Genomic DNA, 21,683 nt, shown 5'->3' on the forward strand with positions numbered 1-21,683 from the left:
GTGTGACATCAGGACTTGTCCGCGCGAAGGTCGCGTAGCACGCTCGGGAGTCTGTGAGCCCGATCACGGTCGGGCGGGCCGTTCCCGAACCGGCTTTTGGAGGCCTGATGCGCATCACCGTCACCGTCGACGGGACGAAGTACACCGACGAAGTCGAGCCCCGCACCCTGCTCGTGCACCACCTGCGAGAGAAGCTGGGCAAGGTCGGCACCGTCGTCGGCTGCGACACCAGCAACTGCGGCGCCTGCACCGTCCACCTGGACGGGCACAGCGTGAAATCCTGCTCCGTGCTGGCCGTGCAAGCCGACGGCTGTGAGGTCACCACCATCGAAGGCCTCGCCCGCGACGGGCAGCTGCACCCGGTGCAGAAAGCGTTCCACGACAACCACGCCCTGCAGTGCGGGTTCTGCACGCCCGGCATGATCATGCAGTCGATCGACCTGCTGGCCGACAACCCCGACCCGGACGAACAGGCCGTCCGCGAAGGTCTCGAAGGCAACCTCTGCCGCTGCACCGGTTACCAGAACATCGTCCGCGCGGTCCGCGACGCGGCGCGGAACATGAGCCCCGGCGCCGGCCCCGAAGCCGAGCGGATCGCCGAGAACAAGCACGTCGGCGTGGGTGGTGACTGATGACCGCCACGATCGAACCGGAAGTCGGAAAGTCACGGCGCCGCAAGGAAGACGAGCGGCTCATCACCGGCCGCACCCGCTGGACCGACAACATCACGCTGCCGGGCCTGCTGCACATGGCGGTCCTGCGCAGCCCGTTCGCGCACGCCAAGATCGTCTCGATCGACACGTCGGCGGCGAAGGGCGCGTCCGGCGTCGTCGCCGTCTACACCGCGAAGGACCTCGACCCGGACAGCGCGATCGGCATGCCCTGCGCGTGGCCGATCACGCCGGACATGAAGGCGCCGCGCCGCCCGGTACTCGCCTCCGACACGGTCAACTTCGCCGGTGAAGGCGTCGCGGTCGTCGTCGCGCGCTCGTCGTCCGAAGCGCACGACGCGCTCGAGGAGATCGACGTCGAGTACGACGAGTTGCCGGTCATCCTCGACATGGAAGCCGCGATCGCCGACGGCGCCCCGCTGGTCCACGAAGACCTCGGCACCAACACGAGCGCGGTCTGGAAGTTCGACTCGGCCGAGGCCGGCACCGGCGGCAACGTCGAAGACGCGATCGGCTCGGCGGAAGTCGTCCTCAAACGGCGCTTCCGGCAGCAGCGCCTGGTCCCGGCGTTCATGGAGCCGCGCGCCTGCGTCGTCGACCCGACCGGCTCGCAGATCACCATGTGGGCGGCCACGCAGGTCCCGCACATCCTGCGGGTGATGTCGGCGCTGACGCTCGGCATCCCCGAGCACAAGCTGCGCGTGATCGCCCCGGACGTCGGCGGCGGCTTCGGCGGCAAGATCGGCGTGCTGCCCGAAGAGATGATGTCGCTGCTGGTCGCGCAGAAGCTCGGCAAACCGGTCAAGTGGAACGAGACGCGGTCGGAGACCATGCTGGCCGCGCACCACGGCCGCGACCAGATCCAGGACATCACGATCACCGCGTCGCGTGACGGCCAGGTGACCGGTCTCAAGGTCGAGCTGCTCGCCAACCTCGGCGCGTACAACGGCCTCGTCGGGCCGGGTGTGCCGATCCTCGGCGCGTTCATGTTCAACGCGATCTACAAGATCCCGGCGTACCACTTCGCTTGCACCAACGTGTACACGACGACGACGCTGACCGACGCCTACCGCGGCGCCGGCCGCCCGGAGGCGACGTTCGCGATCGAGCGGATCATGGACGAGCTCGCCGTCGAGCTCGGCATGGACCCGATGGAGCTGCGCGAGAAGAACTGGATCAAGCACGAGGAGTTCCCGTTCACCACGGTGTGCGGGCTGACCTACGACTCCGGCAACTACGAGGCCGCCACCGAAAAGGCCAAGCAGCTCTTCGACTACGACGGCCTGCGGGCCGAGCAGGCGAAGCGCCGCGAGTCGGGTGACAAGGTCCAGCTCGGCATCGGCATCTCGACGTTCACCGAGATGTGCGGGCTCGCGCCGTCGCGGGTGCTCGGCTCGCTGGACTACGGCGCCGGCGGCTGGGAGTACGCGTCGATCCGGATGCTGCCCACCGGCAAGGTCGAGGTCACCACCGGCGCGTCCGCGCACGGCCAGGGCCACGAGACGGCGTGGAGCCAGATCGTCGCCGATCAGCTCGGCGTCGCGTTCGAGGACGTCGAGATCCTGCACGGTGACACCCAGTCGTCGCACAAGGGCATGGACACCTACGGCTCGCGGTCGCTGGTGGTCGGCGGCATCGCCGTCATCAAGGCCGCCGAGAAGGTGGTCGCCAAGGCGAAGCCGATCGCGGCGCACCTGCTCGAATGCGCCGAGGACGACCTGGAGTTCGGCGGCGGCAAGTTCACCGTCAAGGGCACCGACACGTCCACGACCATGGGCGACATCGCGCTCGCGGTCTTCGCGGCGCACAACCTGCCCGACGGGGTCGAGCCGTCGCTCGACTCGGACGCCACGTTCGACCCCGAGAACTTCTCGTTCCCGCACGGCACGCACCTGTGCGCCGCCGAGGTGGACACCGAGACCGGGCGGATCAAGCTGCGTTCGTACGTCTGCGTCGACGACGTCGGGGTCGCGGTGAACCCGCTGATCGTCGAGGGGCAGGTGCACGGCGGGCTCGCGCAAGGCATCGCGCAGGCATTGTTCGAAGGCACCGAGCACGACGACAGCGGCACGCTCACCACCGGCACGTTCGCCGACTACCTGCTGCCGTCGGCGGCGGACTTGCCGTCGTTCACCACCGACCGCACGGAGACGCCGGCGACGTCGAACCCGCTCGGCGCCAAGGGCGTCGGCGAAGCGGGCACGATCGCGTCCACCCCGGCGGTGGTCAACGCGGTGATCGACGCGGTGCGCCACTACGGGGTGAACGACATCGAGATGCCGTTGACGCCGATGCGGGTGTGGCACGCCCTGCGGCACGGCACCACCGACGCGGGCGGCCCCGGTCGCGGCGAAGCCGGCGGCGGCCTCGGTTCCCTCGACGCCACCGGAGGTGCGCAGTGATCCCGGCTTCTTTCGACTACGTCCGCCCGTCCACAGTGGACGAAGCGGTGCAGGCCCTGGCGTCGGCGGGTGAGGACGCCAAGGTCATCGCGGGCGGGCAGAGCCTGCTGCCGGTGCTGCGGATGCGGCTGGCCGCGCCGACCACGCTGGTCGACCTCGGGCGCGTCGCGGAGCTGCGCGGCGTGCGCGAGGACGGTGACGACCTCGTGATCGGGGCGATGACCACGCACTACGACGTCCAGCGGGACGCACTGGTCGCTTCGCACGCGGCTCTGCTCAAGGAGGCGACCGACACGGTGGCCGACCCGCAGATCCGCCACCGGGGCACGCTGGGCGGCGCGATCGCCCACGCCGACCCGGCCGGGGACCTGCTGGCGCCGGTCCTGGCGCTGGACGCGTCGCTGGTGCTGGCCGGGCCCTCCGGTCGTCGTACGGTGCCGGCCGCGGAGTTCTTCCAGGACCTGTTCACCACGGCGCTGGCCGCGGACGAGCTGCTGGTCGAGGTCCGCATCCCCAAGCACACCGGGTGGCGGGCGCACTACGAGAAGTTCAACCGCGTCGCCCAGGCGTGGTCAATGGTCGCGGTCGCGGTCACCGTCCGTACCGAAGCGGGCGTCATCGAGGAGGCCCGGGTCGCGCTGACGAACATGGGCTCGACCCCGGTGCGCGCTTCGGGCGTCGAAGCGGCGCTGGTCGGCGTCCAGGCCTCGGCCGACTCGATCGCCGCGGCGGCCTCGCACGCGGCCGAGGGCACGAACCCGCCGGTCGACAGCAACGCCGACGTCGAATACCGCCGTCACCTGGCCCAGGTCCTGACGGGCCGGGCCATCGCGGCGGCGGCCGGGGCCTGAGGTTCCGTTCGTCCCCCTGGCCGCCGCTCCGGCGGCGGCTAGGGTGGGCACCGGAACACGTCAGGTCTGGCAGAGAGGAGGTCGGCCCGTGCGGCTCGACCACGAATTCACCGTCCCGGCTCCGATCGGCGAGGTCTGGCAGGCGGTCGTCGACCCCGAGCGCGTCGCCCCGTGCATGCCGGGCGCCACGCTGACGAAGGTCGAAGGGGACAAGTTCAGCGGGACGGTGAAGGTCAAGCTCGGGCCGATTTCCCTGCTGTACAAGGGGAACGGCGAGTTCCTGGAGAAGGACGAAGCCGCGCGCAAGGTCACGATCAAGGCCTCGGGCAAGGACTCACGCGGGTCGGGCACGGCGGCGGCGACGGTGACGCTGACCCTGACGGAGGCCGACGGCGGAACGCACGGCTCGGTGTCGACGGAGCTGTCGATCACGGGCAAGCCCGCCCAGTTCGGCCGCGGCCTGATCAGCGAGGTGGGCGGCAAGATCCTCGACACGTTCGCGGGGTGCCTGTCGGACAAGCTGGCGCCCTCGGCTTCGCCGGCGCCGGCCCCGGTGGCGGTGGCACCGACGCCCGAGCCGACGGAGACCGCGGAGCCGGTGGCCAAGCCGGCGGTCAAGCCCGCCCCGACGACGGCGGAGATCAACACGGACCCGAAGCCGTCGCCGGCACCGTCGGACCGTCCGCCGCTGCACAGCGTCCCGGCGGCCCCGGAGACGGAAGCGATCGACCTGCTCGATTACGCGGGACAGTCGGTGCTGAAGCGGCTGGCCCCGGTGGTGGCCGGAATCGCGGCGGTGATCGGCCTGGTGGCGATCATCCGGGCGCTGCGGAAGTAGCTTCTGGTTGGTGCTGGGCCTTTGAGGTGGCGGGCTCGCGCGGGTAGGTGAGCCGGTTCGCTCGCTGCCGCCGGCAACCGGTGTCGATCTGCGCTGGTGGCGGCGATGCGCTCCGGTGCGATAGCCGGATTCTCCTGTGCTGAACCTCGCTGGTCGTGGGGCCGAGCCTTTCCGCGTCCGGGATCGCGGGAGTGGGAATCTCCCTTCGGCGTTCCCGGATCCGGATTTCCGGGGCGATGATCCAGTGGTGGACCGCTGAGCTGGGCAGATCTACCCTGCGCGGGTCTTTGGGCAGGTGCGGTGCCCGCAATTCGCCCGGACTGGCGACGCGCGTCGTCGGAACGGCTACGCTGGGCTACCTGGTCGGCCGAACTTCGCGCAAGGGGTACGTCACGATGCCGGTCCGTCACTTCTGTGGCTTCGGCTCTTGAGAGCCCAGGCCGCCGTGCGCCGGGAAGCGCTTTCCGCCTGGCCGGGCTGGCCCGCGCGGTGGGAGATGTGGACAGGGGCGAAAGCCCGCTGGATCACCTACGCGCTCGGCTGCGAGCTGGTCGCGGTCGTGGCGACCGGGGGCGCGCTGGTCACCGGGTTCGGCGGGCCCGTGCGGCCGGTCTGGTTCGCGGTGCTGGTCGCGCTCGGCGTCGCGCAGGCCGAGATGTCGCGCCGCATCGAGCGGCTGCGGCGGTGGATGAGCGGGCAGACCCACATCAACGTCACGTCGGTCTGGTACCTCGCCGGCGTCGTCCTGCTGCCGCCGGCTTGGGTGGCGCTGCTGGCCGTCGTGCTCTACGCGCACCTGTGGGTGCGCGTGTGGCGTCAGGTTCGTACGCGGCCCGCGCACCGCTTCGTCGCCAGCACGGCTTGGGCGATGCTCTCGTGCTTCGCCGCTTCGTCCGTTCTCGCGGTGTCCGGGCTGCACGGGACGCCGTTGCAGACGACGCGCGGACTGTTCGCGCTCTGCTTGGCCGCCGCGGTGTTCGAGCTGGTGAACATCGGCCTGGTCGCGGCCGGGATCTACCTCTACACGAGCCAGCGCTCGGCGGCCGACCTGATCGGCACCTGGGAGGACAACGCTTTCGAGCTCGCGACCCTCTGCCTCGGTGGCCTCGCCGCGCTGGCGCTGGCCGAGCAGCCGGTGCTGGTGGTGTTCGTGGTCGCGCCGTTGCTGCTGCTGCACCGTTACCTGCTGCTGAAGCAGCAGTTGCAGGTCGCGGCGGTCACCGATGAGAAGACGGGACTGCTCAACACCGCCGGCTGGCACGATTCCGCGGTACGCGAACACACCCGCTCCCAGCGGCGCGGCCCCGCCGGCGGCGGTTTCGCGGTGCTGATGATCGATCTTGATCATTTCAAGCGCATCAACGACACGTACGGCCACCTCACCGGCGACGACGTGCTGGCGGCGGTCGCGGTCGCGATCTCCGGCGCGGTCCGCCAAGGCGACACGACCGGCCGATTCGGCGGCGAGGAGTTCGTGGTCCTGCTGCCGGGCGTCGGCCGCGCCGAAGTGCTCGGCATCGCCGAACGCGTGCGAGCGGCGGTGGGAGAGTTGAACGTGGTGATCTCGACCGGCGGCGGAACGGTCCGAGTGGGTGGGCTGTCGGTGTCGATCGGCGTGGCCCGCCACCCGGACGCGGGCCCAACACTCGACGACGTACTCCGCTCGGCGGATGCCGCGTTGTACCGCGCCAAGGAGGCCGGCCGGAACCGCGTTGCTGTGTGAGCGGCGGTGCTCGGTCGGTTGATCGGCTCGGGCGCGGCTGGGCTGCCGGGTGAGGTTGGCCGCGGCTCGGCTCGGGATGGGATGGCTCGGCGGGGTTGGCCTGGGGTTGGCTCGCTGGTTGTGGCGGATCGAGCGGGCGCGAGGTGGCTGGGGTTGGGATCGTCGACCAGATGCTGGCCGGGGTTGGGGTCGCCAGCTTGGCGCTGGCTTGGGTTGAGTTAGACGACAGCGGAGGATCGGGCGGGTTCGGTCGCGTGGGACGCTGCTGTCGCGGCTCGATTGGGTTGGGCTGGAGTCGGTTGGGTTTGGACACCGGTCGGGGCTGGCTCCGGTGGGGATGGTTGTGCGATCGCTGGATGGGTGGACGCGCGCGGTGTGGCTCCGGCAACCTCGCTATGACCGCCGCGGCGTGTGAGGTACGGCGCGAAATACCCTCGGCCCGTAGCCGTTGAACCCGACATGGGTGGTGCGGATCACGAGACCGATGTCGTGGTGATCGGGGCGGGGCAGGCCGGACTCTCGGCCGCCTATCATCTGCGGCGGGCCGGGTTTGGCAACCGGTCCGGGTTCGTTGTGCTCGATCATGGGAAACGGGCTGGGGGCGCGTGGCAGTACCGGTGGCCCTCCCTCGTGCTCGGGAAGGTGCACGGCATCTACGACCTGCCCGGCATGGCCTTCGGCAGCCCGGACGTGACGCGTCCCGCCTCCGAAGTCGTCTCGGAGTACTTCGCTCGCTTCGAAAGCGTCTATGACCTCCCGGTCTTCAGGCCCGTTGACGTCCAGTCCGTGACGCGCGCGGGGGAGCGGCTGGTGGTTTCGAGCCCGGCCGAGTCCTGGGCCGCTCGGGCCGTGATCAGTGCGACCGGTACCTGGGATCGGCCCTTCTGGCCGCGCTACCCCGGCCAAGAGACCTTCGCCGGGCGTCAGGTGCACACCGCGGACTACGCCGGCCCCGAAGACTTTCGTGGGCAGCGGGTTGTCGTGGTCGGGGGTGGGGCCTCCGCCGTTCAGTTACTCATGGAGTTCGCCCCGCTCGCTCGCGCGACGGCGTGGGTGACACGGCGCCCGCTCGTGTGGCGCGACGAGCCGTTCAGTGAGAACTGGGGACGCGACGCCGTCGCGAAGGTCGATGAGCGGGTGCGGGCCGGGCTGGCGCCGGAGAGCGTTGTGAGCGTGACCGATCTCGCCGTGACGCCGGAAGTGCGCGCCGCACGCGCCGCCGGGATCCTCGAGCGGCGGCCGATGTTCGAGCGCATCACGCCCGACGGGGTCGTCTGGGCGGACGGCTCTCGCTTCGACGCCGACGTCATCCTCTGGGCGACCGGGTTCCGCGCGGCGATCGACCACCTCGCGCCGCTGCACGTCCGCGAACCCGGGGGCGGGATCCGGATGGACGGGACTCGCGTGGTGCGTGAACCGCGGCTGCACCTCGTGGGGTACGGGCCCTCGGCGAGCACGGTCGGGGCGAACCGGGCGGGGCGCGCGGCGGTCGCCGAGATCAAGAAGCTGCTGGGTTGAGGTCATACATCCGAAGCTACCCGAACACCTGTGCGATGGTCATCGCTGGATCGGGTGAGATCAAGAGCCGGTGCGCGGCGAAATTTTCCTTGTGAAATAAAGGAAATTGACGCGCGGGGATGGGCGCTGCCCCCGGTTTCCACGCTACCCGAGACCACCGACAAAACCGGAGGAAGCCGGGAAAGGTCGGGGCTCTGCGGTACTCATCCCGGTGCACGGGGCAGTGCTCCGATCACCGGGAACCGCTCTGAGCAGCGAAGATCAGCGCAAACTCACCCTCTTGACCGATTCAACGGCAAGACACGTCTTGTCAGCCGAAACCGGTCACCGATACAGTCCGCTTAGTTAGGAAACTTTCCTAACAGTTCAACTCTCGTTCACCGACGCCGCAGCCCAGCCACCGCCAGGCCCAGAAGGAGCGCGACGTGCCGTCGACCCGCCTACGAACATTCACCCGCCTCACCCCCGTGGTGGCCGCGATCACGCTGCTGCCCGGCGCGATCGCCGCGGCCAGTACCCCGCAAGCCGATGTCCTGCTCTCCCAAGGGAAACCGGTCGCGACGTCCACCGTCGAGAGCTCGTCCTACGCCGGGACCAAAGCCGTCGACGGCAGTACCACCACCCGGTGGGCCAGCGTCGAAGGCGCCGATCCGCAGTGGCTGCGGATCGACCTCGGCCAGTCCGCCGCGATCCACCGCGTCCTCCTCAACTGGGAAGCCGCCTACGCCAAGAAGTACCGCATCGAAGTCTCCGACGACGGCACGAACTTCACCACCGCTAGCACCGTCGACGCCGGGGACGGCAAGACCGACGACCTCACCGTGAACGCCCACGGCCGGTACGTGCGCTTCGTCGGCGTCACCCGCGCGACGAGCTACGGCTACTCCCTCTGGGAGATGCAGGTCTTCGGCTCCACGGACTCCTCCGGCGACACCCAGGCCCCGACCACCCCGGCCGGCCTCACCGCGGGCACGACCACCGCCACCAGCGCCGCCCTGACGTGGAGCGCCGCCACGGACAACGTCGGCGTCGCCGGGTACGACATCCTGCGCGACGGGACCGCCGTCGCCACCAGCGCGACCCCGTCCTACACCGACAGCGGCCTCACGCCCGACACCAGCTACTCCTACGCCGTCCGCGCCCGCGACGCCGCCGGCAACGTCTCGGGCAGCAGCACCCCGGTCACCGTGAAGACCAAGGCGGGCAGCGGAACGAGCTTCGTCCTGGCCGCGGCCGGTGACATCGCCGAACGCTGCACCTCGAGCAGCTCGAGCTGCGCCCACGTGAAGACCGCGAAACTCGTCGACGCGATGAAGCCCGCGGCCGTGATCACCATGGGCGACAACCAGTACGACGACGCCCACCTCTCGGACTTCAAGTCCTACTACGACAAGACGTGGGGCAAGTTCAAGACCATCACCCACCCGATCCCGGGCAACCACGAGTCCTACGACGACACTCCGTTCAAGGGCTACGAGGACTACTTCGGCGCCATCGCCAAGCCGCAGGGAAAGCGGTACTACAGCTGGGAGATGGGCAACTGGCACTTCATCGCCCTCGACTCCAACGACTTCGTCACCCACGACGACTTCGCCGAGCCGCCCCAGATCACCTGGCTCAAGCAGGACCTGGCCAAGAACACCAAGGGCTGCGTCGCCGCCTACTACCACCACCCGCGGTGGAGCTCCGGTGACCACGGCGACAACCCCGACAGCACCGAGCTGTGGAACATCATGACCGCGAACAAGGTCGATCTCGTCCTCAACGGCCACGACCACGACTACGAGCGGTTCGTCCCGCAGAACGCCGACGGCAAGGCGGATGGAGGAGGCCCCGTCGAGATCGTCGGCGGCTCCGGGGGCGCGAACCTCTACGACCTGAGCCCGGCGCACCAGACGACCGCCAAGCTGCTCAAGACCTTCGGCGTCCTGAAGCTGTCGATGACGGACACGTCGTTCCAGTCGCAGCTCATCGGCGTCGACGGCAAGGTCCTCGACAGCAGCCCGACCTACACCTGCCACCGGTAGGAGCGGCATGTACATCGCGGCAAGCCGTACCTCGGACCTGGCGGCGGGCACCGACCGGAAACCGGCCCTGAAGAGAGTCTCCGCCAACGTGGTGGCGCTCGGCATGGTCAGCTTGGTCACCGATGTCTCCTCGGAGATGGTCACCGCCGTCCTCCCGCTCTACCTGGTGCTCGGCCTCGGCCTGAACCCGGTGCAGTTCGGGCTGCTCGACGGGCTCTACGCGGGCGCCACCGCCCTCGTGCGGGTGCTCGGCGGGCACCTGGCCGACCGGTGGCGGCGGCTCAAGGCCGTCGCCGGGTTCGGGTACGGCTTGTCCGCAGTGTGCAAGCTCGGCCTGGTCGCGGCCGGCTCGTCGGTCGCGGCGATCGGCGTAGTCCTCGCCGCCGACCGCACCGGCAAAGGGCTGCGCACCGCCCCGCGTGACGCCCTGATCTCGCTCAGCAGCACGCCGGACGCGCTCGGCCGGTCGTTCGGCGTGCACCGCGCCCTCGACACCGTCGGCGCGTTCCTCGGTCCCCTGGTCGCGATGGCCGTGCTCGCGCTGAGCCTGGGCAGCTACACGAGCGTGTTCTTCACCAGCTTCTGCGTCGCGGCGATCGCCGTGCTGCTGCTCGCCCTCTTCGTCCGGGACCACTCCGGGAACGTCGACCGCGCCGCGGTGTCGCTGCGCAGGGCGGCCGGTCTCCTCAGGCAGAACGACTTCCGGCGTGTGACGCTCTGGGCCGCGTTGCTGGGCCTGGTGACGGTCGGCGACTCGTTCGTCTACCTCGTCCTGCAGCGGCGCTGGGAGATCGCGGCGACGTTCTTCCCGCTGTTGCCGCTGGGCACCGCCGGGGTCTACCTCGTCCTGGCCGTGCCGCTCGGCAAGCTCGCCGACCGGGTCGGGCGGTGGCCGGTGTTCCTCGGCGGCCACGGCGCGTTGTGCCTGGCGCTGGTCCTGCTGTGCGGGCCGCAGGCGGGGATCTGGCTCGCCGTCGTCGCGCTCAGCCTGCACGGCGTCTTCTACGCGGCCACCGACGGCGTCCTCATGGCCGCCGCCGGCCCGCTCATCCCGCGTGACCTCCGGGCCACCGGGATGGCCGTCGTGCAGACCGGGCAGGCCGTGGCCCGCATGCTTTCGTCCGTCCTCTTCGGACTGGCCTGGACGCTCTGGGACCTGCGGCCCGCGGTGCTCGTCGCCGCGGTCTGCCTGGCCGTGGTCGCCCTCGCCGCCGCTCTCGTGAAACCGGTGCGCCCGTGAAGAAACTCGTCCTCGCCCTGCTCGGCACGGTGCTCCTGATCGCCGCGGCCGTCGTCTACACCGTCAGCGCCCGCCACGACACGGCGGACGCCGAACCCGCCGCCCAGCTCACGCTGAGCCCCGGTCAGCTGCTGTTCCGCGACACCGCCACCGGCCGCGTCGGCGCCGTCCCGCTCGCCGAAACCGGGAAGAAACCCGAGCTCAGCGGCCTGAAGTGCGATCGCTTCGCGGTGGCGAAGCAGACCGCGTTGTGCCTGGCCGTTCGGCCGGGGACGCTCCCGGCGGTGACCGACGTCCTCGTCCTCGACGACCACCTGGCCGTCCGCCACACCGAGTCCCTGCCCGGCACGCCGAGCCGCGCCCGGGTGTCCCCGGACGGCAAGCGCGTCTACTGGACGCTGTTCGTCACCGGCGACTCGTACGCGCAGACCGGCTTTTCGACGCGCGCCGGGCTGTACGAGGTCGACACCGGGCGGCTCGTCAAGACGATCGAAGAGCTGCCGGTCTTCAAGGACGACCAGCGGTACTTCGCCCCGGACGTCAACTACTGGGGCATCACGTTCGCCCCGGACGGCAACCGCTTCTACGCGACCCTCGGCAGCAAGGGACAGACCTACCTCGTCGAAGCCGACTACCGGCGCTACCGCGGGAAGACGCTCCGGGAGAACGTCGAATGCCCGTCGCTGTCCCCGGACGCCACCCGCGTCGCCTTCAAGAAGAAGGTGGGCGAAGGGGTCTGGCGGCTGTCGGTCCTCGACCTGAAGACGATGAAGGAAACCGAGCTGGCGGAACAGAAGAGCGTGGACGACCAGGCGCTGTGGCAGGACGACCACACGATCCTCTACGGGCTCGACAACGCCGTCTGGGCGGTCCCGGCGGACGGCTCCGGCGCGCCGCGGAAGCTGGCCGAGAACGCCGCGTCGCCGGCCGTCACGGGGTGACGCCGACCGCCGCGAACAACGTCCGCACGGCGAGGTCGCGCAGCTCTTCCTGGGTGACCGTCGGCTGGTCGAGCCACTCGAGGATCATCGTCGCGACGAAGGTGAGCCAGCCCCGCACGGCCAGGCGGGTGACCTCGGTGATGGGGGTCAGCACGCTCACCGCGTCCAGGATGCGGGCGGCGTTCGCGGCCATCCCGGACTCGCGGATCTCCTGGATCTCGCGGTCGGCGCCGCTCGCGGCGCGGTGCACGATCCGGTAGCCGTCGGGGTGCGTGCGCGCGAATTCGAGGTACACGTCGAGCCCGGCCCGCAGCTGCTCCGCCACGGGCAGCGCCGGGTCGGGCTCGCTCATCGCCAGCAGCTGGTCGCGTTGCGCGCGGACGATCGAAGCGAAGAAGTCCTTCTTCGTCGGGAAGTAGTGGTAGAGCAGGCCGCGGGAGACCTGCGCGATCTCGGCGACCTCTTCGATCCACACCTCGTCGTACGGCCGCTTCGCGAACAACCCGGCCCCGATCGCCAAGAGCTGCTCGCGCCGCTGCTCGGTGCTCAGCCTCGTCCGCATCCCCCGACCTTACTTGACACGGGTTCAGTAGCGGGGGATCGTGACCCTATTGGATACGGGTTCAATAAGGGGTGACGCCGTGGACACCACCGGGCTTCCGCACCGGCCGGGCCGCCTGCCGGTGATCGGCGACCTGATCGGCGCCAACCCGCGCACGCCGCTGCAGGACACGCTGCGCATCGGCCGGCGACTGGGCCCGATCTTCACGCGCAAGGTCTTCGGGTTCGAGATCGTCTTCGTCGGCGGCGTCGACCTGGTCACCGAGCTGAACGACGAGACGAAGTTCGGCAAGCACGTCGGCATGGGCATCGAGAACCTGCGCGCGCTCGCCGGTGACGGGCTGTTCACCGCCCACACCCACGAACCGAACTGGCGGCTCGCGCACGACATCCTGCAACCGGCGTTCTCCGCCGAGGCCATGCGCCGCTACCACCCGGTGATGCTGGACGTCGCCCGCGAGCTCATCGCGCGCTGGGACGCCGCGAGCGGACCGGTCGACGTCGCCGCCGACATGACGCGGCTGACGCTGGAGACGATCGGGCTCGCCGGCTTCGGCTACCGGTTCGGCTCGTTCGAGCGCAGCGAACCGCACCCGTTCGTCACGGCGATGATCCGCGCGCTGCGGTACGCGCAGCTGCAGAACGTCAAGCTCCCGTTCGTGCGACGCGCGTTCGCCGGGACGGCGGAGCGGAACCAGGCCGACATCGCGACCATGACCGGCCTGGTCGACGAGGTCATCGAAGCCCGTCGCCAGGACGGCGAGGAGAGCCGCGACCTGCTCGGCCTGATGCTCACCGAGGGCCACCCGGAGACGGGGGAACGCCTGGACCCGGTGAACATCCGCAACCAGGCCATCACGTTCGTCGTCGCGGGCCACGAGACGACGTCCGGCGCGCTGTCGTTCGCGTTGTACTACCTGACGCGCCACCCCGAGCTGCTGGCGAAGGCCCGCGCCGAGGTCGACGCGGTGTGGGGCGACCGCGAGCCGGCGTTCTCGGACGTCGCGAAGCTGCGTTACGTGCGTCGCTGCCTCGACGAGGCGATGCGGCTCTGGCCGACCGCGCCGGGTTACTCGCGCGAAGCACGCGAAGACGTCGTGCTCGGCGGGAAGTACGCGATGCGCAAAGGCGACTGGGTGATCGTGCCGCTGCCCCTGGTGCACCGCGATCCCGCGGTCTGGCCGGACCCGGAGAAGTTCGACCCGGACCGCTTCGAGCCCGCCGCGGTGCGGAAGCGGCCGGCGCAGGCGTACAAGCCGTTCGGGACGGGCGAGCGCGCCTGCATCGGCCGTCAGTTCGCGCTGCACGAAGCCGTGCTGGCGCTGGGAATGGTGCTGCAGCGCTACGACTTCGACGTCGATCCGGCGTACGAACTCGAGATCGTGGAGTCGCTGACGCTCAAGCCCAGCGGGTTCACGCTGCGGCCGCGCGTCCGGGCGAACCTAGGAACGCAGGTAGCGCACCTGACCTGACTTGGCCCGCTCGTACTCGTCCCGGCCCGCGAGGTGCTCGGGCACGCCGACCTCCCACCACGCGCCGGCCTCGGTCCACGACGACGGCCGCGTCTTCACCACGACCACCGCCGGACGCCGTTCCTCGACCGCCGCTTCGCGAGCCTGCGCATAGGCCGCCCGGAGGTCCTCGGCCGAAGAAGCCGTGAAGACCAGACAGCCCAATGATTCCGCGTGCCGCGCGAAGTCCACCCGCGGCGGCGAAGCGTGCGAAGTCGTGCAGTCGGCGTAGAAGTTGTTGAACGGCTTCCCGCCCTGCCCCTCCTGGAGCCGCGCGATCACCGCGTAGCCGTCGTTGTCGCAGACGACCGCGACGAACGGGTGACCCGCGAAGGCGGCCGAGAACAGCTCGGAGTTCAACATCAGGTACGAGCCGTCGCCCAGCAGGGTCGTCACCAGGCCCGGATGCGCGATCGCCGCGCCCCACGCGCCGGACAGCTCGTAGCCCATGCAGGAAAACCCGTACTCGACGTCCATCGAGATCGAGCCGGACCCGCGCCAGCCGCCGATCAGCTCGCCCGGCAGCCCGCCGGACGCCGTCATGACGTAGTCGTCCGCCGCCGACAGGTCGTTCACCACGCCCACGACCTGGGCGTAGGACGGAAGCTCGGAGCCGCCCGAGCGCAGCGAGTCGACGTGCGCGTCCCAGGAAGCCCGTTCGGCCGCGGCCCGCGAGGTCCACGACGGGTCGACCCGCCAGCTTTCCAGCTGCGCGCCCAGATCGACGAGCCCGGCGTCGGCGTCGCCGACCACCGACAGAGCACCGTGTTTCACCGCGTCGAACCGGGCCGCGTTCAGCGCGACCAGGCGGACATCGGGGGAGAAGACCGTCCAGGACGCCGTCGTGAAGTCCTGCAGCCGCGTCCCGACCGCGAGGACGACGTCGGCCTGAGCCGCGACGACGTTCGCCGACGTCGAGCCCGTGACGCCCAGCGGGCCGGCGTGCAGGGGATGCGTGTGCGGCACGAGCGTGCGGCCCGCGGTCGTCTCCACCAGCGGGATCCCGTGCCGCTCGGCGAAGTCGAGGACGCGTTGCCCGGCGCCGGAGTAGCGGACGCCGCCGCCGAGCACGAGCAACGGCCGTTTCGACGCGCGCAGGACTCCCGCCGCCTCGGTGACCGAGCGCCGGTCGGGCCGCGGCCGCGGCGGCCGGTGCGTCACCGGGGCGAACAGCTCTTCCGGGAAGTCGTACGTCTCGGCCTGGACGTCCTGCGGCAGCGCCAGGACCACGGGCCCGCTCTCCGCCGGGTCCGTGAGCACCCGTGCGGCCTGCGGCAACGTCGAGAGCAGCTGTTCGGGGCGGGTGATCCGGTCGAAGTAGCGGCTGACCGCGCGGAAGGCGTCGTTGACCGTCGCGGTCGCGTCGCCGAAGGGCTCGATCTGCTGCAGCACCGGGTCCGGCGCGCGGCTGGTGAACGTGTCGCCGGGCAGGAGCAGCACCGGCAGCCGGTTCGCGTGCGCGACCCCGGCGGCGGTGACCATGTTCAGCGCGCCCGGCCCGATCGACGACGTCACGACGCCGACCTGCCGCCGGTGCGTCGCCTTCGCGTAGCCGACCGCGGCCAGCGCCATGCCCTGCTCGGTGTGCCCGCGCCACACGGGGATGTCCCCGCGGTGTTCTTCCAGGGCGGTGCCGAGACCGAGGACGTTGCCGTGCCCGAAGATCGCGAAGACGCCGGGGAAGAGCGGGACTTCGCGCCCGTCCAGGGTTTCCGAGCGCTGGGCCAGGATCCAGCGGACCAGCGCCTGAGCCGTCGTCAGCTTCACCGCACACGTCCTTCGTGGCTCGTAACGGGACAGCGGGGGTCGAGGTCCTGCGACTCCCACGTGTCGCGGACCCAGCCGTGCGCGGGGTCGTCGCAGAACGCCATCGACCGCTCGGGCGCGGGCCCGGCCAGGACGTTCAGGTAGTACATCGGGTAGCCCGGCGCGGCCACGCAAGGACCGTGGAAGCCGCGCGGGATCAGGAAGACGTCGTGGTCGCGGACGGCGACGTCCTCGTCCAGGTCGCCGTCGAGCGTGTACGTCCGGTGCAGGCCGAACCCCTCGCGCGACGGCGTCACCCCGTCGCGGCCGGCGACGCGGAAGTAGTAGATCTCCTCGTTGACGACCTCGCACTCGCTCGCTTCGTCGTGCTTGTGCGGCGGGTAGGACGACCAGTTGCCGCCCGGCGTGATCAGCTCGCACGCGTTGAGCTTGTCGGCGTGGTCCCACACCCCGGGCACGCCGAAGTTGGTCACCTGCCGCGTCGCCTGCCCCGCGCCGCGGACCTCGACGGGGACGTCTTCGGCGGGGCCGTACTTCGCTTCGAGCCGCCGGGTGCAGCGCGCCATCGGCAGCGCCACCTGCGCGCCGGTCTCGGAAGTCAGCTCGACCTCGGCGTCGCGGGGGGCGTAGACGAAGTCCGTGACCCGGGTGAACACCGACTCACGCCCTTCCAGCTCGAACTCCTCGCCGTCGACGCGGACCGTGAGCGAGCCGGACAGCGGGAGCACGAACGCCTCGAACTCGCCGGTCTTGACCGTGCGCGGGAGCCGGGTGCCGATCCGGAGCACCCGCAACCCCGTGTACGTCCAGCCCGCCGAATCCGGGGTGAGCCGGACCGGGTCGGCGTCGTCGGACAGCGTCCCGAGTGGACGGTGCAGCTTGCTCATTTCACGGCCTCCAGTTCTTTGCACGTCCGTGGGGATCACAGCAGCTCCTCGATCTCCCCGGCGGTCGGCATGGCGTCGGCGCAGGCCAACCGGGACGCGACGAGCGCACCCGCGGCGTTCGCGTATCCCGCGAGGCGCACCGGGTCCCAGCCCGACAGCAGGCCGTGGATCAGGGCTCCGCCGAAGCCGTCGCCGGCGCCGAGCCCGCAGACGACCTCGACGCGTTGTGGCGGGACCGTCCACCGGCCTTCCGGCGTCGCCACGAGCACGCCGTCGGCGCCCTTCTTGATCACCGCCAGCCGCAGGCCGCGGTCGAGCATGCGGTCCGCGGCGGTGTCCGGGTCCGCCGTGCCGACCGCGACCTCCACCTCGGCGCGGTTGCCGACCGCGACCGTGACGTGGTCGAGCATCCCGCCGATCTCTTCCCGGGCCTGCTCGACCGAAGACCAGAACATCGGCCGGTAGTCGAGGTCCAGGACGGTGTGCTCGCGGCGACCCCGGGTTTCGAGGATCTTCCGCTGCGTGGCGCGGGCCGGCTCGGCGGAGACGCCGGTGCCGGTGACCCACAGCAGCGGCACCGACTCGACGACGTCCCACGGCACGTCGTCGTCGGTGAGCGTGAGGTCCGGGGCGATGGGTGAGCGGTAGAACAGCAGCGGCGGGTCCGCGGGCGGGTTCAGCTCGCAGAACACCACCGGCGTCTGGAGGTCCGGCGAAGTGCCCACGAAAGCGGGCGAGACGCCGAAGCCGTCGAGGGCCTGCCGGACGTAGTCGCCGAAGCCGTCCGGGCCGACCTTGGTCAGCACCGCCGTGCGCCGGCCGAGCCGCGCGGCGGCGACCGCGACGTTGGTCGCGGTCCCGCCGAGCGACTTGGCGAACGTGCTGACGCCGGCCAGAGGGACGCCGCTCTGCTCCGGGTACAGGTCCACCCCGACCCGGCCCACGGTGAGCGCTTCGAGACTCACGCCTTCTCCACCTGCCGCAGCTCGTGCTCCAGCGCTTCCAGTTCCGCACCGCCCGCCATCTGCCGGGTCAGCTCGTTGATGTCGATGTCCTCCTTCTCGTAGGACCCGAGCGGCGCACCCCGCTTGAGCAGCAGAAACCGGTCGGCGACCGGGTAGGCGTGGTGCGGGTTGTGCGTGATCAGCACGACGCCGAGCCCGCGGTCACGGGCCTGCGCGACGTACTTCAGCACCACCCCGGCCTGCTTGACGCCCAGCGCGGCGGTCGGCTCGTCGAGGATCAGCACCTTGGCGCCGAAGTAGACCGCCCGCGCGATCGCGACGCACTGGCGTTCACCGCCCGAGAGCGTCCCGACCGGCTGCTCGACGTCCCGCAGGTCGATGCCCATGTCGGACAGCGCCTGCTTGGTCGTCTCGCGGCCCTTCTTCCGGTCGAGCATCTTGAACGGGCCGAACCCGGTCGTCGGCTCGGAGCCGAGGAAGAAGTTCCGCCAGACGCTCATCAGCGGCACCACGGCGAGGTCCTGGTACACGGTCGCGATGCCGCGGTCGAGGGCCTCGCGCGGCGAGGCGAACCGGACCGGCTCGCCGTCCACGAAGAATTCGCCGCGGTCGTGCTGGTGCACCCCGGCGAGGATCTTGATGAGCGTGGACTTCCCGGCGCCGTTGTCGCCGAGCACGCAGGTCACCTCGCCCGCGTTGACCACAGTGGACACATCGCGCAGGGCGATGACGCTGCCATACGTCTTCCCGATGTCCTTGACCTCGATGAGACTCATCGCCGGACCCTTTCCGCGCGCCGCCGGAAGGCGTTGTTCACCAGGACCGCGGCCAGCAGCATGATGCCGAGGAACAGCATGAACCAGTCGCTGTTCCACTGCGCGAACACGATGCCCTGGCGCGCCATGCCGAAGATCAGCGCGCCGATCGCCGCGCCCACCGCCGAGCCGAACCCGCCGGTGAGCAGGCAGCCGCCGATCACCGCCGCGATGATGTACTGGAACTCCAGCCCGATGCCCTGGTTCGCCTGCACGCTGGCGAAGCGCAGGATGTTGATCGAGCCGACCAGCCACGCGCCGAGCGCGGTGCCCATGAACAGCAGGATCTTCGTGCGCACCACCGGCACGCCGACCGAGCGGGCCGACACCTGCGACCCGCCGACCGCGAAGATCCAGTTGCCGAACCGGGTCCGCACCAGCAGCCACGCGGCGATCGCCGTGACGACGACCCACCAGATGATCGACGACTGGAACTCGGTGCCGCCGATGCTGAACGTGGACGCGAACAGCCCGCCGGCCGACTCGTAGCCGCTGGTCGAGCGCATGCCGGAGATCTGGACGGTGTTGGTCACCCAGCGCGTCACGCCGAGGTTGAGCCCCTGCAGGGCGAGGAACGACCCCAGCGTGACGATGAAGCTGGGCAATCCGGTCTTCATGACCAGCCAGCCGTTGAACGCGCCGACGCCGAGCGCGAAGGCGAGCGAGGCCAGCAGCGCGAGCCAGACGTTCCACCCGGCCTGCGTGGCCAGGATCGCCGTGACCAGCGACGTCGACGCCGTCATCACGCCGGCCGAGAGGTCGAACTCGCCGCCGACCATGAGCAGGGCGACCACGACGGCCATGATGCCCAGGGTGGAGGAGTCGTCGAGCCAGGTCGCCACGCCCAGCGGGCTGAGGAACTGGCTGGTGACGACGGAGAAGAAGACGAACACGAGCACGGCGCCGAGCAGCGCGCCGATCTCCGGCCGGACCACCAGGCGGTCGGTCAGGCTCTTCTTCGCGACTCGCTCGTCAGGGCGTTCCTGGATGGCTGCGGTCATCAGCGCGTGCCGCGTTGCGCGTACGGGGCGATGGTGTCGATGTTGGTCTTGTCGACGAAGCCGGGGCCGGTCTGCACCGGGTGGCCGCCGCCGATGGTGTTGCCGTTCTCCTTGTACAGCTTGAGAAACACGATCGGCAGGTAGCCCTGCTCGTACTGCTGCTGGTCGACGGCGAACAGGATCGTGCCGGCCTTGATGGCCGCGACGACGTCGGCGTTCAGGTCGAACGTGGCGACCTGCGCCTTGGAGCTCGCCTCCTTGGCCGCGTCCACCGCGCGCGCCGCGACCTGCGAGTTCAGCGCCAGCACCGCGTCGATCGACGGGTCGGACTGCAGCGCGCCGCGGATCCGGGCCTGCGCGTCGGTCGGGTTGGAGATGTCGACCTGCAGCGTGGTGACGTTGCCGAAGGTCTGCTTCGCGCCGTCGCAACGCTGGTTCTGGCCGATGTTGCCGGCCTCGTGGAGGACGCACAGCAGCTTCGTCTTGCCGGCCGCCTTGAGCCGCTGGCCCGCGCCCTGGCCCGCGAGGCCCTCGCTCTGCCCGACGTGCGCGATCGCGCCGAACTGCGCGCTGGAGTCTTCGCCGGAGTTGATGGTGACGACCGGGATGCCGGCCTTGACCGCGTTCTGGATCGACGTCTGCAGGGCCTGCGGGTTCGCCATGGAGACGACCAGGCCACCGACCTTCTGCGCGACCGCGTTGTCGATCAGCTTGGCCTGGTTGCCCGGGTCGCCGTCGGAGTAGTAGTCGACCCCGACGTTCAGGTCCTTGCCCGCCTGCTCGGCGCCGTTCTTCACGACGTTCCAGAAGGCGTCGCCGGCGCTGCCGTGGGTGACCACGGCGACCTTCAGCGGACCGCCCGTGCTCGGGGCCGCGGCGGACGGGGCGCTCGAGCTGCTGCTCGAGTTGTCGGCGCTGGGACCACTGCAGGCGGACAGGACCAGCCCGGCCGCGGCGATCGCCGCCACGCCGGCCAGCTTCTTGACAGAGAACACAGTCACTCCTTTGGGACCAGTTACAGGGAGTCGATGATCTTCGCGAGGTGGGCCAGGCTGCGCTCGGTGTCCCGCCGGGGTAGGTCGTCGGGGCTCTCCGCGCCGAGGGCGGTGTCCTGTTCGAGGACGTACCAGCCGTCGTAGCCGGCCGCCTGGACGGAGCGCACCATCGCCGCCACGTCCACGTCCCCCTCGCCGAGCGGGGTGTAGATGCCCCGCCCGACCGCGTCGGTGTAGCCGAGCCGCCCCGCGCGGACCTCTGCCGCGAGGTCTTCTCGGACGTCCTTCAGATGCACGTGCCCCACCCGTTCGGGATACCGCTGCGCCAGCTCGACCGGATCCGTCCCGCCGATCATCAGGTGCCCGGTGTCGAGGCACAAGCCGAGATCGGAATCGGCGAGGAAGCGCTCGACCTCGGCCTGCTGCTCCACGTGCGTCCCGACGTGCGGGTGCAGCACGGTGCGCAGGCCGAAGGCGCCTGCAACATGGCGGATCTTCCCGGCGGTTTCGACGAGCGTCGCCCATTCGGCGTCGGTGAGCTTCGGGCGTTCGTCGTAGCCGTCGAGGCCGGTCGCGGCGGCGAGCACGAGGACGTCGCCTCCGCACGCGGCGAACAGTGCGGCGGACTCTTCGGCTTCCTTGAGCGCGTTTTCCTGGTCGGTGTGGAGGACGACGGCGAGGAAGCCGCCGACGAGCGTCAGGCCGTGCCTCCCGAGCAGCTCCCGCAGCTCGGCCGGATCGCGCGGGAGGTAATCGGGCGGCCCCAGCTCGGTCGCCTGGACGCCGAGGGCCGCCATCTCGCCGAGCACGGTCGCCGCGTCCAGCACCCGGCCCCAGCCCGGGACTTCGCAGACGCCCCAGGAGATCGGGGCGGCGGCCACGCGGATCGTCGCTGTCACAAGGGGCCTCCGTTGGTCCGTTGGAGCGCTCTATTGATTAGAGCGCTCTAATCTTGTAGCGTCCGTCACAG

The 21,683-nt window shown here is 70.4% G+C and carries 18 protein-coding genes; 10 read left to right on the plus strand and 8 right to left on the minus strand.

The features are described 5' to 3' along the window. The first annotated feature begins 107 nt into the window (after window positions 1–107). The 9 genes from AA23TX_RS24760 (at window position 108) to AA23TX_RS24800 (ending at window position 12,211) form a co-directional block, all read left to right on the plus strand. Window positions 108–632: a (2Fe-2S)-binding protein gene (locus AA23TX_RS24760; protein ID WP_155545241.1), complete on the plus strand. Its 525-nt coding sequence runs from the start codon at window positions 108–110 to the stop codon at window positions 630–632. Beyond that, a complete protein-coding gene (locus tag AA23TX_RS24765; protein ID WP_155545242.1) occupies window positions 632–3,073 on the plus strand; it encodes a xanthine dehydrogenase family protein molybdopterin-binding subunit in 2,442 nt (813 codons plus the stop codon). Before AA23TX_RS24760 ends, AA23TX_RS24765 begins: the two co-directional genes overlap by 1 nt. Next, window positions 3,070–3,924, plus strand: coding sequence for an FAD binding domain-containing protein (locus AA23TX_RS24770; protein ID WP_155545243.1), 855 nt, complete (start codon window positions 3,070–3,072; stop codon window positions 3,922–3,924). Before AA23TX_RS24765 ends, AA23TX_RS24770 begins: the two co-directional genes overlap by 4 nt. A gap of 88 nt (window positions 3,925–4,012) precedes the next feature. Beyond that, window positions 4,013–4,762, plus strand: a complete 750-nt coding sequence (locus AA23TX_RS24775) for an SRPBCC family protein (protein WP_155545244.1) — start codon at window positions 4,013–4,015, stop codon at window positions 4,760–4,762. A gap of 496 nt (window positions 4,763–5,258) precedes the next feature. Then, window positions 5,259–6,485 carry a GGDEF domain-containing protein gene (locus AA23TX_RS24780; protein WP_155547280.1) on the plus strand — a complete coding sequence of 409 codons (1,227 nt, stop codon included), beginning with the start codon at window positions 5,259–5,261 and terminating at the stop codon, window positions 6,483–6,485. A gap of 459 nt (window positions 6,486–6,944) precedes the next feature. After that, a complete protein-coding gene (locus AA23TX_RS24785) occupies window positions 6,945–8,003 on the plus strand; it encodes an NAD(P)-binding domain-containing protein (protein ID WP_155547281.1) in 1,059 nt (352 codons plus the stop codon). 467 nt (window positions 8,004–8,470) lie between these two features. Next, window positions 8,471–10,030, plus strand: coding sequence for a discoidin domain-containing protein (locus tag AA23TX_RS24790; RefSeq protein ID WP_155547282.1), 1,560 nt, complete (start codon window positions 8,471–8,473; stop codon window positions 10,028–10,030). Window positions 10,031–10,037: 7 nt separating this feature from the next. Further along, complete coding sequence (locus AA23TX_RS24795; protein ID WP_155545245.1) at window positions 10,038–11,270, plus strand: MFS transporter; 1,233 nt, start codon at window positions 10,038–10,040, stop codon at window positions 11,268–11,270. Beyond that, a complete protein-coding gene (locus tag AA23TX_RS24800) occupies window positions 11,267–12,211 on the plus strand; it encodes a TolB family protein (protein WP_155545246.1) in 945 nt (314 codons plus the stop codon). Before AA23TX_RS24795 ends, AA23TX_RS24800 begins: the two co-directional genes overlap by 4 nt. Here AA23TX_RS24800 and AA23TX_RS24805 read toward each other — a convergent pair. Beyond that, window positions 12,201–12,773 (minus strand): TetR/AcrR family transcriptional regulator, encoded by a 573-nt coding sequence (locus AA23TX_RS24805; protein ID WP_155545247.1) that lies wholly within the window; start codon window positions 12,771–12,773, stop codon window positions 12,201–12,203. The genes AA23TX_RS24800 and AA23TX_RS24805 overlap by 11 nt on opposite strands. 79 nt (window positions 12,774–12,852) lie before the next feature. Here AA23TX_RS24805 and AA23TX_RS24810 point away from each other — a divergent pair, with 79 nt between their 5' ends. Next, entirely contained in the window at window positions 12,853–14,244 is a 1,392-nt protein-coding gene (locus AA23TX_RS24810) for a cytochrome P450 (RefSeq protein WP_155545248.1), read from the plus strand. Here AA23TX_RS24810 and iolD read toward each other — a convergent pair. Genes iolD through AA23TX_RS24845 form a run of 7 tightly spaced genes read right to left on the minus strand, consistent with a single transcriptional unit; the run spans window position 14,215 to window position 21,612 of the window. After that, entirely contained in the window at window positions 14,215–16,050 is a 1,836-nt protein-coding gene (gene iolD, locus AA23TX_RS24815; protein ID WP_196425516.1) for a 3D-(3,5/4)-trihydroxycyclohexane-1,2-dione acylhydrolase (decyclizing), read from the minus strand. The two genes, AA23TX_RS24810 and iolD, sit on opposite strands and share 30 nt — an antisense overlap. Beyond that, window positions 16,047–16,937 carry a 5-deoxy-glucuronate isomerase gene (gene iolB, locus AA23TX_RS24820; RefSeq protein ID WP_155545249.1) on the minus strand — a complete coding sequence of 297 codons (891 nt, stop codon included), beginning with the start codon at window positions 16,935–16,937 and terminating at the stop codon, window positions 16,047–16,049. The genes iolD and iolB overlap by 4 nt, the downstream gene beginning before the upstream one ends. Window positions 16,938–16,972: 35 nt before the next feature. Beyond that, window positions 16,973–17,902, minus strand: coding sequence for a 5-dehydro-2-deoxygluconokinase (gene iolC, locus AA23TX_RS24825; RefSeq protein ID WP_155545250.1), 930 nt, complete (start codon window positions 17,900–17,902; stop codon window positions 16,973–16,975). Next, entirely contained in the window at window positions 17,899–18,678 is a 780-nt protein-coding gene (locus AA23TX_RS24830) for an ATP-binding cassette domain-containing protein (protein WP_155545251.1), read from the minus strand. The genes iolC and AA23TX_RS24830 overlap by 4 nt, the downstream gene beginning before the upstream one ends. After that, window positions 18,675–19,718, minus strand: coding sequence for an ABC transporter permease (locus tag AA23TX_RS24835; RefSeq protein ID WP_155545252.1), 1,044 nt, complete (start codon window positions 19,716–19,718; stop codon window positions 18,675–18,677). Before AA23TX_RS24835 ends, AA23TX_RS24830 begins: the two co-directional genes overlap by 4 nt. Continuing rightward, the gene (locus AA23TX_RS24840; RefSeq protein ID WP_155545253.1) at window positions 19,718–20,713 is read right to left on the minus strand and encodes a sugar ABC transporter substrate-binding protein; all 996 of its coding nucleotides are present in this window, start codon (window positions 20,711–20,713) and stop codon (window positions 19,718–19,720) included. The genes AA23TX_RS24835 and AA23TX_RS24840 overlap by 1 nt, the downstream gene beginning before the upstream one ends. 20 nt (window positions 20,714–20,733) lie before the next feature. Then, window positions 20,734–21,612: a TIM barrel protein gene (locus AA23TX_RS24845; protein WP_155545254.1), complete on the minus strand. Its 879-nt coding sequence runs from the start codon at window positions 21,610–21,612 to the stop codon at window positions 20,734–20,736. Window positions 21,613–21,683: the final 71 nt, after the last annotated feature.

Source organism: Amycolatopsis camponoti (genome assembly GCF_902497555.1).
GTDB lineage: Bacteria > Actinomycetota > Actinomycetes > Mycobacteriales > Pseudonocardiaceae > Amycolatopsis > Amycolatopsis camponoti.